This is a genomic window from Thermalbibacter longus, from assembly GCF_023806485.1.
GTDB lineage: Bacteria > Chloroflexota > Chloroflexia > Thermomicrobiales > Thermomicrobiaceae > Thermalbibacter > Thermalbibacter longus.
The window spans coordinates 308,245-323,956 of sequence record NZ_JAMSLR010000001.1 but is presented as its reverse complement, the minus strand read 5'-3'; the positions used below and the strand labels follow the sequence as shown (position 1 = coordinate 323,956).

The window sequence follows — 15,712 nt, the reverse complement described above, 5'->3', positions numbered from 1 at the left end:
GCTCGCCCAGCCGGCGGTGCGGTCGTCGTCTATGGTGAGAGGCGTCGCTCGACGATAGGCCAGGTTCGCCCGGCCGACCCGGCGCCGGTTCGATCCCGGCAGCGTACACTGGTGACGAGGTCTAAGGACGCCTCGCGTCCCAGTGACGGGATTTTCGCGACTCGGAGGAGCACCACGATGTCAGCGCGCGGACGGCTCAGTGGCCCGGTCGTCGATACGTCGTCTAGCCCGTTCGCCAGGCTTCGCCCACTGCCAGTGACCGCCGTCAGGCTCGATGACGCGTTCTGGGGGCCGCGACGGCAGCTCGTCCGTGAGGTGTCGCTCCCCTTGCAGTACGAGTACCTCGAGCGGACCGGCCGGCTCGACAACTTCCGGCGCGCGGCCGGCCAGCAGGGAGGCCCCTTCCAAGGGCTCTACTTCAACGACTCCGATGTCTACAAGTGGCTGGAAGCGGCCGCCTGGTGCCTCGCGACCGACCCCGACCCAGCGCTCGACCAGCTCGTCGACCGCGTCATCGCCGAGCTCGCCGCCGCGCAGCAGCCCGACGGCTACCTCGACACCTACTACATCCTCGGAAACCAGGCGGCTCGCTGGACCGATCTGCCACGAACACACGAGCTCTACTGCGCCGGGCACCTGTTCCAGGCCGCCGTGGCCCATTTCCGCGCCACCGGCAAGTCGACGCTCCTCGATGTGGCCCGCCGATTCGCCGACTGCATCTGTGATACCTTCGGGCCCGAGGAGTCCGGACGCCAGCCCGGCACCGACGGCCACCCCGAGATCGAGATGGCACTGGTCGAGCTCGCCCGGGTCACTGGCGAGCGCCGCTACCTCGATCAGGCGCTCTACTTCCTGAACGCCCGCGGTTACGGGTACGCCGGCGGCGATGAATATCGCCAGGACCACAAGCCTTTCCGCGAGCTCGACCAGATGGTCGGGCATGCCGTCCGCGCCGTCTACCTAGCAGCCGGCGCGGCCGACCTCTACGCCGAGACGGGCGATCCGACCCTGCGCGAGACGCTCGAGCGCCTCTGGCTCGACATGGTGACCGCCAAGCTCTACGTGACCGGCGGCATCGGCGCCCGCCACGAGGGCGAATCGTTCGGCAAGCCGTACGAGCTGCCCAACGAGCGCGCCTACGCCGAGACCTGTGCCGCCATCGGCAACGTGATGTGGAACTGGCGCATGCTGCTGCTGACCGGCGAGGCGCGCTTCGCCGACCTCATGGAGCTGGCGCTCTACAACGGCTTCCTCGCGGGCTACTCGCTCGACGGACGAGCCTACTTCTACGTGAACCCGCTGGCCGACGACGGCTCGCACCGGCGGCAGCCGTGGTTCACCTGCGCCTGCTGCCCGCCCAACGTGGCTCGCTTGTTGGCGTCGCTCCCCGGCTACTTCTACAGCGTGACCGATCAGGGCATCTGGGTTCATCTCTACGCCCAGGGCACCGCGGAGATCACCTTGCCTAGCGGGCAGCCAGTTCGGCTCCGCCAGCAGACGAACTACCCCTGGGACGAGGCGATCGAGATGGAGGTGGACGGCGCGGGCGAGTTCAGCCTCTTCCTCCGGGTACCGGCCTGGTGCGAGGACGGCGCGATCGTGCGCGTCAACGGCCAGGTCGCCGCCGACCAGGCCCCAGGCAGCTACGTCGAGGTCCGGCGTGCCTGGCAGCGGGGCGACACGGTTGAGCTCAGCCTCCCGATGCCGGCTCGCCGTCTCGAATCGCACCCCTACGCGGCCGAGAACGCGGGTCGGGTAGCTCCGGCTCGCGGGCCCCTGATCTACTGCGTCGAGCAGGCGGATAACCCGGGTATCGATCTTCGCGACCTGGTGCTTCCCATCGGTGCGGAGATCGTGACCGAGGAGCGACCGGATCTGCTCGGTGGCGTGGTGGCCCTGCGTGCCCCCGCGCGCCTCGCCCCGCCCGGCCCGGCCTGGTCTGGCACCCTCTACCGCACCGCCCGCGGAGTCGAGACTTTCGGGAGTGATCGAGAGATCGAGCTGGTCGCCATCCCCTACTACGCCTGGGCGAACCGCGAGCCCGGTCGAATGCTGGTCTGGCTCCGAAATGGTTCCGCGTAAGACACCAATTTCCGCAGCCGAATCTTCTTGCGATCAGGGAGCCTTCAGCGTCACTTCAACGCAGCCTCGGTGTTAGACAGCGGAGCACAGTCAGCAGATGGGCATATTAATGTTCTTGTGAGGTTATGATGCCGGTACGAATATGATTGCCTGAGTTTAGCAACCTCGCCAAGCAGCACAGGTTCGATTCGAATCACCGGCAGACAGGAAAAGGTGCGTAAACTACTTCGAATCACGCCGACTAGACTGAGCACTGAGACATGGTTCAACGCCCAGCTCTAGATATAATAATAGTTCTTACCTCGGAGAATCCCGAAGAATCACGGGAATCATCGTTGAACCACCTCGGCAAATCTAGAGGTCTGAGATCTTTCCCTAACGTCCGGAAGTGCTCAATGGGTCGACCTTTGGAATCAACAACGTATATGTAGCTTGCTCGGTTCTTTGTCCAGATCCGCACGGTATGAACCTCCACGTCGCCCGGATGACATGCGGAGGAGAATACTCGAAATGCGGATCGGTCGAACACCGATATGTCCCTAATTGGCTCAGAGTACGTTTCCTCGCAATGTTTGTAGCAAAGTCCAAGAATCATTGGTTCCGAGAAGTGAGGTGACGTGATCGCCTCAAGGTTGGAGCCTGGTTGGTCTAAGTAGTTCTGGACGCTATACCTACGTCGCTGCCAATACACGCGGATCTTCTTAAAGAGTGCAATAGCTAGGTGTCCCCAAGCTATTAGATTTGCTCCGTCGCTGAGGAGTTGGCGCACGTCCTTATCAATCGTACAAAGATAGGAAAGCCACAGACCATCCGCCGCTGGTCCCACTTGATAGCGTGACACGGAGGGCTGTTGATGACGAATAGAGTGCGCGTATTCTTCGAGTATTTCGCCTACGAGCTGACCAATCTCACCAACCGCCTCCTCAATTGGCTGCTCAGTAGGCCACCGCACAACTATTGCTAGCCGCTGATTCACATCTGTAGCGTATTGGTCAGCCCAGAGCGGGTTAGTCTCTTCCAGCATCGCTACTGCAGACCTGGTGAATGGTGAATAGCAGCCCAATTCTCAGGGTGATCACCCTGTTTAACCAGTAGGATAGCATAAAGGTATTAAAGGTAGCAACCAACACGGCAGATTCGTCAAATACCGGTGAAAGCTGGGCCAGCCCATGTCATCCCGTCGTAGAAGTGAAAAGTATCCCCGCTTACATCAACGCTGCCCGGTCAGGAGCTGGGCGCCGAGCCGGCCGAGCAGCACGTCGTACCGCTCCGGCCACGCCCCCGGGTGCCACTCGAACCGCTGTCGCTCGAAGTACTGCACCGTGTACTCGCGTCCGTCGTCTGGGTTTACCTCCCGGAACTCCTCGGAGATCGGGTAACCGAACACCGCAAGCCCGCCGAACTGCTCCCAGTAGGCCCGGAAGCCCCCGCACAGGTTGTGGCCGGTCTGTGGAAAGTAGGTACAGCCGGTGACCGGCTGGGCCGACCGAAACGGGCCTATCCCCTCGCGCTCGGCCGACACCTCCGCGCCCAACCGCCCGAGGAGCACGTCGTAGCGCGCGGGCCAGGCACCCGGGTGCCATTCGAACCGGGCCCGCTCGAACCACTGCGTCACGCGGCCGGTGGCAGGATCGACATACTCCTCAGTCAGCGGGTAGCCATAGATGGCCAACCCGCCGAATCGTTCCCAGTAACGCAAGAAGCCGTGGCTTACCCAATGGCCGGTCTCGGGGAAGTAGCGGAACTCCGGCCCGGCTCGCCCCTCGACCAGGTCGCGGACGGTCGCGAACCGGTAGCCGCGCGCTCGGAGCTGATCGATCAGTGCCGGCAGGGCCGCCGCGTCCTGCGACTGGCTGCCGACGTGCATAAGAACGATCGCGCCCGGCTCGGCGGCGTCGAGCACGCGCTGGGTGATCTCGTCAGCGGTGAGACCTCTCCACCCCAGCGAGTCGATCGTCCACATCATGTTCAAGGTGTAGCCACTGTCGGCTAGGTCAGACAGCACCGAGTCGTCGAAGTCACCGTACGGCGGCCGAAAGTACGGTCGCAGCTCGATGCCGGTGAGTTGCCGGATCAGCTCTTCGGTCCGGCGCAGCTCCTCGGTCCGCTCGGCTGTGCTCAGGGGTGCGGAGCCGGTCGAGCGACCGGTGAAGGAGCGATGGCTCCAGGTGTGGTTGATCAGGTGGTGACCCTCGCGGGCCATCCGCTGGACCAGGTCGGGGTTGGCAGCCGCCCAGGCCCCGGTCAGCCCGAACGACGCCCGCACGCCCTTGGCCGCTAGCGTATCCAGAATATTGCTGGCAAAGCCGCGGTCGGCGCCGGCATCGAAGGTGAGGACGATGACCGGCTCGGCCGTCTCGAAGCGCCGGATGGTCGTCACGTCCCCTGGGGCAGCGACCACGCTTCCGGCCGGACCGAACAAGTTCGCGAGCAGGCACAACACGGTCAGGCCAACGAGCGAGCCAGGAGATAGGTAGGCAGCGCGCGACATCGCTGGGCTCCCTCCGTGACGTCTCCGGCCAGGCGGCCCTTTTCGGCGGACCAGCCGGCTGAGTGATAGCGATGACACTGAGGGTCACAGCAGGCTTGGAGAGAAGAGCGGGGCTCGCCTCGCCAGCGAGTGCTGTTCGCTCGAATATACGCTTCGCCCGAGCTACCGGTTCCAGGTTCGAGAGGAGCGACGTGCCGGTCCTTGGGTGGCCGGCGATCGCTCGGGCAGGACAGCGGTGGCCGCTGCCGCGCGGACCGAGCGGACAGCCGGGAGCCGGTGACCAAGAATGATATGGTAAACTGGAGCCCTCGGAGGCATCCGAGCTCGATGTCGATATCCCGAGGAGCGGGTAATGCGACAGCGTTCCGCGGGGATCCCTTGGCGGGCCCTGGCAGCGGCCGGACTCACCGCACTGCTGCCTGGCGCCGGCCAGCTTCTGCTCGGAGCCTGGGTGCGGGGCGGGCTACTCCTCGGCGGCACCGCTGCCCTGGCCACACTCGCCGGGTTAGCCTGGCGACAGGAGCGGGCGGCCGTGCTGGTGCTCGCACTTCGCCCGAGCACGCTGCTCCTGGCGCTGTGCCTGAATGCGGTGCTCGCGCTGGTGCGGTGGTTGGTGATCGCCGACGCGTTTCGGCTCGGGCGACAGCGATTACCCCACACCACCGCGCGATGGCGCCGACGGTCGCAGGCGTTCGCCGCGGCCGGACTGGCAGCTCTCCTCATCGTAGCCAGCGTGCCTCATATGCTCGCCGGCTACTACACGTACGAGCTCTATGTCCTGCTCGTAACCGTCTTCCCAGAGCAGCGGCCCGCGACTGCGTTGACCGCACCCGCGAGTCAACCACGACCCAGCCGAAAGCCCCTGCCGACGCCACCTCCGGCGGTGCCGACGCCTTCATCGCCGCTGGCAGGAGGAGGGCTGCCCCCGCTCGACGAGTTGCCGAACCGGTTCCCTCTCCCACCTCCGAGGCCGACCCCCACCCCCCAACTATCCCCTACGCCGTCCACGGAGCCGGCGCCCACGCCCGAACCCCCACCGCCCAGCCCGCTCGACCCGGCCCTTGCCGATCGTCGCATCGCCGTGCTGCTGCTCGGCTCCGATGCCGGACCTGGACGCAGCGGCGCGCGCACCGACTCGATCATCCTGGCCGTGCTCGAACTCGACACGGGACGCGCCGGTCTCTTCAGCGTGCCTCGGAACTTCGTGGGCGTGCCGCTGCCGGATGAGCTGGCAGCCTCTTTCCCGGACGGCCGGTGGCCTCAGTTGCTCAACGCGCTGTACAGCTACGCCTCGCGCTACCCGGAGCGCTTTCCGGGCGCTCCCGATCCCGGCGCTGCTGCGCTGAAGGGCGCCATCGGCAAGCTCACGGGCGTGCCCGTCGACTACTATGCGCTTGTCGATATGGCCGGCTTCGTCCGCGTCGTGGACGCGCTCGGTGGGGTCACGATCGACGTCCCGAAGCCGGTTACGACCTGGCTCTCCCCACCAGCGCCGGGCGAAGACTGGGCCTACTACGAGATCCCGGCGGGACGGCAGCACCTGAACGGTCACCAGGCACTCGCCTATGCGCGCTCACGTACCGGCACCAGCGACTACGACCGGATGTACCGCCAGCGCTGCCTGCTCGGAGCACTGCGCCGCCAGGCTGACCTCCCGACGATCTTGCTCGCTTTCCCGGCATTGACTGAAGCGCTCCAGGATACGGTACGAACCGACGTGCCGCTGGACGCTCTGCCCCACCTGGTCGAGCTCGCCCTGGCCGTGTCGCCGGAGCGGGTCGTCACGATCGGGTTCGTGCCGCCCACGTATGTATCTGGCTGGACGACCGGCCGCTACCCGATTCCGAACCTCTCGCTGATCCAGCAGGTGGTCTCGGCAGCGCTCTCGATAGACGGGCTGCCGGACGAGCTGGCTTCGAGCAGTGTCGACCTCCCTTCGGCATGTTCCTGGCAGGAATGAGTGTTAAGAGTGCGCCGGCTGCGGTAGCTCCGCAGCCGGCAATGGGGAGAGCGTGCAGAGGCGGGCGTGCCCGCCTCCACGGCGATTTCGGCTGTCCTCTTTAGGCCGCCCGGCGGCGTGCCGCTAGCCCAGCCAGTACTCCGACGAGCCCGAGCGCGAGCAGACCAGCGATGAACAGCTCGGCCGGACCGGAGCCAGTCCCGCCGCCGGTCGGTGGGGCGACCTGCGGCATCGGGGTCGCGGTCGGCGTGCGAGCCGGCGCCGCGGTCGGCGTCGCGGCGGGGGTCGGGGTCATCGCGGGAGCCGGCGTGGCAGCAGCCGTCGGCGTGGCCGCGGGCGTCGGGGTGGCTGCTGGTGTCGGCGTGGCCGCGGGCGCCGTGGTCGGCGTGGGAGTCCCGGCGGCCTGGACGATGAGCCGACCCTCCATTCCTTGCGCGCGATGATTGCCCACCGGGCAGTACATCACCCACTCGCCGGGAGTGTCGAAGGTGACGGTGGCTTCCCTCGTCTCCCCAGGCTGGAGGTTCGTGTCGAACAGGAGCTGTTCGAGTCCCTGCGCCTCGAGTTCGAACTCGAGGTTGTGCGGGGCCCCACCAGTGTTCGACACAACGAAGGTGACCGGCTCGCCGGCGGTTACCGTGATCGAATTAGGTGTGATCGAGAATTCGGTCAACTCCACCTCGATCCGCTGCTCCTGGCCCGCAGCGAGCGGTGGCAGGACCAGTAGCCCAGCCAGCAAGCCGAGCAGGGCCGCGATCACGGCCAGCGCGCGTCTTCGGGTGACTCTTCGCGTCATGCGCCCTCCCTTCACCTCATCACTCGGCGCGGCACTTCACAGGCAATACGACGGAGCCAGTTCTGCGGATTGCGCTGCTCCCCAGGCCGTGCCGCCGTCCGGCGGACACCAGCAGCGGGTGCCCCACTTCAACCGCTCCCCCTCCGTGTTGCTGGCCCCAGCCTGGGCATCTCCATGCTCACCGGACCGCTTCACAGCGACGAGAGGCGCGAGAGCAGGCAGCCGGTGTTCGAGCCGCGCGGAGCTCATGATCCAGGACTGGCGAAACCTGGCGACATCCTGGAGAATAGTCCAAGAGCACCGCGCCGGGGCGGTGTCGGTCTAGCAGGTCACGATGGGGAAGGAGTACTGTGCGTGGTGACGGCACAGCGTCGGACGACGCTCTGGGATATCTTGGCAGCCCTTTGCATCCCGCTGGGCGTCTGGCTGGTTGCGTCGCCCTACATCCTCAACTTCTCGCTGTACGACGGCATGCGACTCAACTGCACCTTCGTCGGTGGGCTTATTCTAAGCCTGGCCATTACCCAGCTCGCGCTGTCGCCGGGCCTGCGCTGGCTGGGCTGGCTGAACGTCGTCCTCGGGCTGTGGGTCGCAGTGATGCCGTTCGTCTACGGCGTGACCTTCCTCCCCGCCGCGGTGGTGAGCAGCGTGGTGACTGGTCTGGCCGTGGCCTTGTTCGCCGCAGCGAGTATCCTCGGCGCGCGGCGGTAGAGAGCTGTCGGCAGCCACCGCAGGTCGCACGTCACCTCGAGTCGAAGCCGGTCGGGCTCACCAGGCAAGAGTCCGGCCGGTTATGCTTGTCGCTGCTCTCAACGATTGCGGGAGATTCCGGTGATCAACCTCAGCTAAGGCCGAGCCGATCGAGGAAGCGTAGCAGCAGTTCGTTGAACGCGTCTGGGTTATCGACTGGCACACCGTGGCCCGCGTTCGGAACCTCGACCACCTCGGGATTGGGCAGCAACTCGGCCAAAGCCAGCGTCATGGCACGGTAGAAGGGCTGGGTCTCCGCGCCATAGACCAGCAGCGTGGGGTGATCCAGCACGGCGAGCGGCACCGGGCCGGGGTCGAACGCCAGCACCGCATCGATCCACGCCGGCGTGGAGAACAGGTTGCGCCGCCACTCGTCCAAGCGCCGGCGCCCAGCCTTCGTCTCCCAATCCTCGCCGAGCCGGGGTACCAGGAACAACGCCAGCGCCTCGTCGATCCGGTCTTCGGCGAGCAGGTGACGCGTCCGGGCGGCCGTCTCGGCTAACCGCGACCTCCCTTCGTGCTCAACCAGCGCCGGCAGCGACGGCTCGACCAGCACCATCGCCCGTACGCGCTCCGGCCGGAGCAGGGCGAGCGCCAGCCCGATGGTCGCCCCGAGGGAGTTTCCCAGCACGACGGCTCGCTCCACGCCCTCCGCGTCCAACACCGCCAGCGCGTCGAGCGCCGCCTCTTCGATCGTTTGACGCGGCATCGGCGGCGGACTCTGACCGTGACCACGAATGTGCGGGACGATCCAGTGAAACCGGGGGAGCCGGAGCACCTGGTGCACCCAGTTCGAGCTCCCCACCAGCACGCCGTGGAGCGCGATCAGCGCTGGGGCATCCGGCTCCTCAGCCCTGACCTCGTAGGCTAGCCGTTCTCCGTCGGGCGCCAACGCCCATCGGAGGTCGGTCACTGGCATCGTCGCATCCCATCGCGCTCACAGAAGGAGAGCCCGGCGCGTCTGGACAACCGAACCGGGCTCTCGTCCAGGTTAGACTGACGGCTCGTTCAGGCTTCGAGCAGGAGTTGCTCGGGATCTTCGATCAGCTCCTTGACCCGAACCAGGAACTGCACGGCCTCGCGGCCATCCACGATACGGTGGTCGTAGGTCAGCGCCACGTACATCATCGGGCGCACGACGATCTGACCGTCGACCACGACCGGCCGCTCCTCGATCTTGTGCATGCCCAGAATGCCGACCTGCGGCGGATTGAGAATCGGGGTCGAGAGGAGCGAGCCGAAGACGCCACCGTTGGTGATCGTGAAGGTGCCGCCGCTCAGATCTTCGATCGTCAGCCGGCGCTCGCGTGCCTTCCGCGCCAGCTCCTCGATCTCCCGCTCGATCTGCGCGAACGACTTGCGGTCGGCATCGCGCACCACCGGGACGACGAGCCCCTCCTCGGCGCCGACCGCGATGCCGATGTCGTAGTAGTACTTGAGCACGATCTCGTCGCCCTGGATCTCAGCGTTGAGCATCGGGAACGCCTTGAGCGCGCCGACGACCGCTTTGGTGAAGAAGGACATGAAGCCCAAGCTCACCCCGTATCGCTCGCGGAAGCGGTCTCGCCAGCGCCGGCGTAGCTCGATCACCGCGCTCATGTCGATCTCGTTGAAGGTGGTGAGCATAGCCGCGGTGCGCTGCGCCTCGACCAGCCGCTGCGCGATCGTCTTGCGTCGTTGCGTCATCCGCACGCGCTCTTCACGCCGCCCGTCAACGGCCATCGCCGGTACCATCGCTGGAGCTGCCGGAGCGGTCGCTGGCGCCACGGGCGGCGGGCTCGGTGGAGCAGCCGGCTCGGGCTGGGCTGCGGGTGGAGCGGTCGTCGTGCCGTTCGGCCCGCCGGCCGGCGCGGCGACCGCCTCGCGCTGCTGGGCGACGTAGCGGAGCACGTCCTCCCGCGTAATCCGGCCGCCTTCACCACTGGCCGGAACCTGCCGGAGATCCACCCCGTACTCCTCGGCGAGCCGGCGCACCGCTGGTGTCGCCCGCACTCCCGGCGCTTCGGCCGGCGCGGCGCGCTCGGCAGGCGCTGCCGACACCTCGGCTGCCACTGGCTGCGGCTCGGCAACTGGCCGGGCCGGCTCAGCCTCCGTCCGGGCTGCCGGGGCCTCTGCAGCGACGCCTTCCGCGATCACGGCGATCACTTCCCCGACCGAGACAGTCTCCCCCTCGCGCTTGAGGATCCGCTCGAGCACGCCGGACTGTTCGGCCGCGACCTCGATGTTGACCTTCTCAGTCTCCAGCTCGACCAGGGCCTCGCCGGCCGAGACCGCGTCTCCCTCTCTCTTCAGCCAGTTGCCGATCACGGCCTCGACGATCGACTCGCCCATCTCCGGCACGCGGACTTCGATTGCCATCGATGCTCCAACTCCTTCAGGACCTGAGCGCCGGCTCCGGCACCCCCTCGAAGGCCTCTGTGACGATCCGAGCTTGCTCCTGGTCGTGAAGGTCAGCGAGGCCCTCGGCCGGGCTGGCGCGTTCCGGCCGTCCGATGTAGCGTAGCGCCCGGTCACCGAGCAGCGGCCGCAAGCGCGGCTCCATAAACGTCCAGGCGCCCATGTTCCTCGGCTCTTCCTGGAGCCACACCACGTCGCGCGCGTTCGGATAGCGATCGATCACCCGGCGCAGCTCCTCTTCCGGGAAGGGGTAAAGCTGCTCGACCCGCACGATGGCCACGTGTCGCGCCTCTTCCCAGTGCGGGCTAGTGACCAGGTCGACGTACACCTTGCCGCTGCAGAGGATCAACCGGGTGATCTCCGGCGCGCGCTCCCCGGCCTGCGAGTCGTCGAGCACCGGTTTGAAGCTCCCGTGCGCCAGCTCCGCGAGCGGCGACGCCGCCTTCGGGTGTCGCAACAAACTCTTGGGGGTCATGACCACGAGCGGACGCGGCGCGGTCTTGAGCAGGGCCGCCTGCCGGCGCAGCAGGTGGAAGTACTGGGCCGCCGTCGTGCAGTTGGCGATGCGCAGGTTGTCCTCCGCCGCAAGCTGCAGGAAGCGTTCCAGCCGGGCGCTCGAATGCTCCGGCCCCTGCCCCTCGTAGCCGTGCGGCAGCAGCAGCACTAGTCCGGACGTTTCCTGCCACTTCACCCGGGCACTGGCGATGAACTGGTCGATGATCACCTGGGCGGCGTTGGCGAAGTCTCCGAACTGCGCCTCCCACAGGACCAGCGCCTCCGGAGCCTGCAGGCTGTAGCCGTACTCGAAGCCGAGCGGCGCGGCCTCAGCCAGCGGGCTGTTGTGCACGTCGAACGAGGCGCGGGCAGCCGGCATGCGCTGTAGCGGGATGACCCGCTCGTTCGTCTCCACGTCGAAGAAAGCCACGTGGCGCTGGCTGAAGGTGCCGCGAACCGTGTCCTGGCCTGTCAGGCGAATCGGGATGCCGTCGGCCAGGATCGAGGCAAAGGCGAGCAGCTCCGCGTGTGCCCAATCGAGCGCGCCGTCGCGTTCCACCACCTCGAGGCGACGCTGAAGCTGCCTCCTGAGCTTGGGGTTGAGGTTGAATCCCTCGGGCAACGCGTGCGCCTGCCGGTTCAATTCGCGAAGCTGGTCGACCGGGACCGCGGTCGGCACCTCGCCGGCTCGACCGTTACGGCCGATGCGCGGTTGATCTGATGGTCCATCGCTGTGGCTAACCAGCTCCTGGCGAATCGCCTGCAGCCGTTCGAGCATGCGCTGCTCCAGCGCTCGCGCCTCGTCGGCGGTCACAAGCCCCTCCACCTCCAGCCGGCGGGCCCAGAGCTCCCGGACCGACGGATGCTGGCCGATGACAGCGTACATCTTCGGCTGGGTGAAGCTCGGCTCGTCGCCCTCGTTGTGACCCCACCGCCGGTAGCCGATCAGGTCGATCAGCACGTCCTTGTGGAAGCGCTGGCGATAGGCGAACGCCAGCCGGATCGCGATGAGACAGGCTTCAGGGTCATCCGCGTTGACGTGGATGACCGGAATCTCGTATCCCCGGGCGACGTCGCTCGCATAGGCCGTCGAGCGGCCTTCCCATGGCTCGGTGGTGTAGCCGAGCTGGTTGTTGACGATGATGTGGATCGTCCCCCCGGTGGTATAGCCGGGAAGCTGAGCCATGTTCAGGGTCTCGGCGACGATGCCCTCACCGGGGAACGCGGCGTCTCCGTGGATTAGGACAGGCAGGCAGGCATCAGGCGAACGCTGTGGCGCGCCGGGCTGGTCACGGCGCTCCTGCGCGGCACGGGCGATACCCTCTACCACCGGGTTGACGAACTCGAGATGGCTGGGGTTGGAAGCGAGCGTGATCTGGAGCGGCAGCTCGCCAGAAGGACGCTTGGCACCCAGGTGATACTTGACATCGCCGGTGTAGCCTAGGCTGCCGCCCTCGGCCTCGGAGAACGGCTCGCGGTGATTCAGTCCGAGAAACTCAGCGAGAATTCGCTCATATGGCTTTCCCAGCACGTGGGCCAGCACGTTCAACCGGCCCCGGTGGGCCATCCCGATCGCGATGGTCGCAATGCCCACCTCCGCCGCCGAGCTCACGATGTGGTCGAGCATCGGGACGAGCATATCGGTGCCCTCGATCGAGAAGCGCTTCTGTCCGACGAAGGCGCGGTGCAGGAAGCGCTCGAAGGCCTCCACCTGGGTGAGCCGCTCCAGCAGCGCGCGCTTCTGCTCGGGCGTCGGGGGCACGGCAAAACGGCCGCTCTCGACGGCCTCGATCAGCCACTCCCGCTCCTCAGGCTCCTCGACATGACCGAAGTCATAGCCGATCGTGCCGCAGTACACGGCACGAAGCCGGGTGATCGCCTCGCGAGCGTTCTGGCTGCTCCGGGCGATCGGCCCGCCGACGATGCTGGCTGGCAACGTCTCCAGGTCACGCTCGCTCAGCCCGTGATAGCCGGTATCGAGCGCCGGGTCACCCGGCGGGTCGCTCCCGAGCGGGTCGAGGCGCGCCGCCCGGTGGCCGCGCTTACGGATGCTCTCGGCCAGGCTTACGACGGCAGCCACCTTGGCCAGGTCGACTGCCGGAGCGGCCACGCCCGGCGTCGTAGGCCCCTCTTCGGCCACCAGCACCGAACCCCAGCGCTCGAAAAACGCGCGCCAGGCTGCATCGACCTGATTGGGATCCTGCTGGTACCGCTCGTACTGCTCGAGGACGTAGCCGATGTTGATCCCTGGGAAGAGTCTCGCCATACTCATGGTCTACCCACCCACCTCCGTGCGCCGTCGCCCCCGGCCAGCGCTCCGGTTCCGGGCGGTGCCGCAAGAGGGGCCATTACCCTCCCTTCGGCACGGTGCGCCGCTTCCCAATGATACCGCAGACCGGTCACTTGCGGACTCTCTTCCTGATATTTCGGGCCTCCCGGCTCCAAACCATCGACTCCGGTACCAGTAGAGCGCAGCTACGGCGCCGAACGTCGGTCCAGCGTCCGAAGGTAATTGACCAGGTGCCAGATCTCCTCATCAGCAAGTTGATTCTTGAAGCCAGGCATCGGCGTGCCTGCTTTCCCTTCCCTGATCCACCAGTAGAGATCCCCATCGGTGTGCTGGTAGAGGTGAGCAGTGAGGTCCATATTGATCTGTGGCCAGTCCAGCGAGGCGGCCGCTGGCCCGTCGCCACGGCCAGAGGCGCCGTGGCACACGGCGCAGTTGGCCACGAAGAGCTCCTGCCCGGCCGCGATCGACTCTGGCGTCGCCGGGATCGGGTTGCGCGCGGCCACCCCAGGCGTCTGGTCGAGACGGGAGACCAGGAGCGCCACGGCACAGACCAAAGCGAGCCCAGCACCCAGTTCGGCGAGAAAGCGGCCGTTACCCTGCGGATCACGCCGGCGGAGGCCAACGGTGAGCAGCATGATCGCCATGCCGAGTCCCGCCACAGCAGCCGCAGCGGTCAAACCGGCAAAGCGCGGCGGAGGCCCGGGTTGGCGCTCGGTTGGCGGCGCCTGGGCGACCTCGAGCGGGACCGAGACACGCCAGTCGGCCGCGTTGGGCCGGCGGACGATCAACTCCAGCTCCCAGGCGCCGACGACGCTCAGCTCGCTGCCGCTCGCCTCGAAGCGGGCCTGCTGCCCGCTCGTGCTCGCCTGCCGGGCCAGCTCGATCTCGCGCACACCCTCCAGGTTGCCCGGTGGCGTCACGCGCAGGAGCACCTGGGTGCCCTCGGGAACGTCCTGGCCGGCCAGCGCCAGGTCAACGGTGTACCGGTTGAAGCCGACCGCTCCCGGCGAGACCTGTAACGAGGCATGCACCTCGCCCTCGGCGAAGTGAAAGCTCGCCCGTCCAGAGCTGGCCGCTAGCGTGTCGCGGGCCGGAGGCAAGCTGGTGAGGACGCCGACGACCAGTAACACGGCGATGCCGAGCACCGCCTCGGCGAGCACCGTGTAGCCGAAGTGCCTCGGCGCGTCCACGCTCCGGCGCATGCGTGGGCCGGTGACCAGCAGATTGATCGCTCCCAGCTCCAGTAGCACCAGCACCAGAGCGAGCTTGACGAGTAGCGCCCGGCCGTAGCCGGTCGATCGCAGCGCCTCGAGATTGCCGACCTGGAGCCAGGCGCTGTACAGGCCGGTCAGCGTGAGGATCGCGACGCTGGCGATGGCCAGCGTCGAGAAGCGTGGAATAGCCAGGGCGTAGACTTCCCGCCACCGCTCGATCTCGCCGCGCCGAACCAGGATGAGCCCAGCCAGCAGCGCGAGCAGCCCGCCAACCCAGACGCTCGCCGCGACCAGATGCAGCCAATCGGCAGCGACGGCGGCCGGGCGCCCTGCCGGCTGCGCGGCGGCGTGACTCATCGATGAATAGGCGAGAGCCGCCGCCAGGCCCAGCCCCAGGCATAGCCAGACCCTGCGCCCGGACGGCGGCTCGTGCCAGGCAGAGTGCCTGGCCAGTAACCCTCCCAGCGCCAGCAGGAGCGCGACGCGAAGCGACCAGAGCAGGCCGAACCGGCTTCCGCTGAGGAGTCCCCAGATCCCAGCGAGGGAGAACTGGCCCTCTGCGTTCCAGGCCTGCACACCCAGCCCAACCAGGCTTCCGATCGAGGCCAAGGCAAGGCCGGCCAGCGACAGAGCTCGGACAGCGGCGGCCACTCGTTCCCGCCGATCTGGTTCCAACGGCTCCAGGCTCGGGCGAATGACCCAGCGCCAGCACACGAGCGCGCCGAGCAGCCCAGTGAGCCCGAGCAGGCCGAACCAGCGCCCGAGCGCGTCGAGCCAGGTCGGCGCGAAGCCGACCGGCAACGGTGGGGGTGGAGCCGGCACCTGGACATCGGCAACTGTGCCGACGGTGAAGGAGAAGAAGCCCACCTGCGGGTGTCCATCAGCCGCCGAGACGTTGCGCCACTGCACCGTATAGGTGCCGCGCGGCAGGTCGGGTGGCAGAGGCAGCACCAGTTCCTTCGGGTCGGTGCCGACGTGGCTCGGCTCTGTCTCGATGCGCTGCCCCTGGGCATCGAACAGCTCGGCCCGGCTGTAGGCGGCTTCGAGCGGCTCGGTAAACCACATCCGCACCTCGCCGGGCACCTGGGGCACGACTGCGTTCGCCGCCGGGTCACTGCGCTCGAGGAAGGCGTGTCCCCTGGCGATCCCCGCCGGCAGGCCGATCAGAATGAGCAGAGTTGCGAGGACGGTGGCAAGCCGTCGCCCTCCTCGCCGCGCTCGCCGCTTCATGGCCCCG

General features: G+C 67.2%; 9 protein-coding genes. 3 read left to right on the top strand and 6 right to left on the bottom strand.

Features of this window, described 5'->3' with window-relative positions; translation table 11 throughout:
* Positions 1-177 precede the first annotated feature (177 nt).
* Positions 178-2,082, top strand: coding sequence for a glycoside hydrolase family 127 protein (locus tag NET02_RS01435; RefSeq protein ID WP_284055588.1), 1,905 nt, complete (start codon positions 178-180; stop codon positions 2,080-2,082).
* 1,210 nt (positions 2,083-3,292) lie between these two features.
* Here NET02_RS01435 and NET02_RS01430 read toward each other — a convergent pair.
* The gene (locus NET02_RS01430; RefSeq protein WP_284055587.1) at positions 3,293-4,573 is read right to left on the bottom strand and encodes a polysaccharide deacetylase family protein; all 1,281 of its coding nucleotides are present in this window, start codon (positions 4,571-4,573) and stop codon (positions 3,293-3,295) included.
* A 352-nt stretch (positions 4,574-4,925) separates the two neighbouring features.
* Between NET02_RS01430 and NET02_RS01425 the strand changes: the two genes are divergently transcribed.
* Positions 4,926-6,533 (top strand): LCP family protein, encoded by a 1,608-nt coding sequence (locus NET02_RS01425; protein ID WP_284055586.1) that lies wholly within the window; start codon positions 4,926-4,928, stop codon positions 6,531-6,533.
* A gap of 100 nt (positions 6,534-6,633) precedes the next feature.
* Here NET02_RS01425 and NET02_RS01420 read toward each other — a convergent pair whose 3' ends face one another.
* Positions 6,634-7,329 (bottom strand): cupredoxin domain-containing protein, encoded by a 696-nt coding sequence (locus tag NET02_RS01420; protein WP_284055585.1) that lies wholly within the window; start codon positions 7,327-7,329, stop codon positions 6,634-6,636.
* A 354-nt stretch (positions 7,330-7,683) separates the two neighbouring features.
* On the opposite strand from NET02_RS01420, the gene NET02_RS01415 reads away from it, so the two are divergent.
* On the top strand, positions 7,684-8,040 hold the full coding sequence (locus NET02_RS01415) for an SPW repeat protein (RefSeq protein ID WP_284055584.1): 357 nt from the start codon (positions 7,684-7,686) through the stop codon (positions 8,038-8,040).
* A gap of 130 nt (positions 8,041-8,170) precedes the next feature.
* Here the strand turns inward: NET02_RS01415 and NET02_RS01410 are convergent, their stop codons facing one another.
* The 4 genes from NET02_RS01410 to NET02_RS01395 all read right to left on the bottom strand — a co-directional run bounded on the left by NET02_RS01410 (position 8,171) and on the right by NET02_RS01395 (position 15,705).
* Entirely contained in the window at positions 8,171-8,998 is an 828-nt protein-coding gene (locus tag NET02_RS01410; RefSeq protein WP_284055583.1) for an alpha/beta fold hydrolase, read from the bottom strand.
* Positions 8,999-9,087: 89 nt separating this feature from the next.
* Positions 9,088-10,437 (bottom strand): 2-oxoglutarate dehydrogenase complex dihydrolipoyllysine-residue succinyltransferase, encoded by a 1,350-nt coding sequence (odhB, locus tag NET02_RS01405; RefSeq protein WP_284055582.1) that lies wholly within the window; start codon positions 10,435-10,437, stop codon positions 9,088-9,090.
* Between the two features lie 16 nt (positions 10,438-10,453).
* Positions 10,454-13,243 carry a 2-oxoglutarate dehydrogenase E1 component gene (locus NET02_RS01400; protein WP_284055581.1) on the bottom strand — a complete coding sequence of 930 codons (2,790 nt, stop codon included), beginning with the start codon at positions 13,241-13,243 and terminating at the stop codon, positions 10,454-10,456.
* Positions 13,244-13,446: 203 nt separating this feature from the next.
* A complete protein-coding gene (locus NET02_RS01395) occupies positions 13,447-15,705 on the bottom strand; it encodes a copper resistance protein CopC (protein WP_284055580.1) in 2,259 nt (752 codons plus the stop codon).
* Positions 15,706-15,712 lie beyond the last annotated feature (7 nt).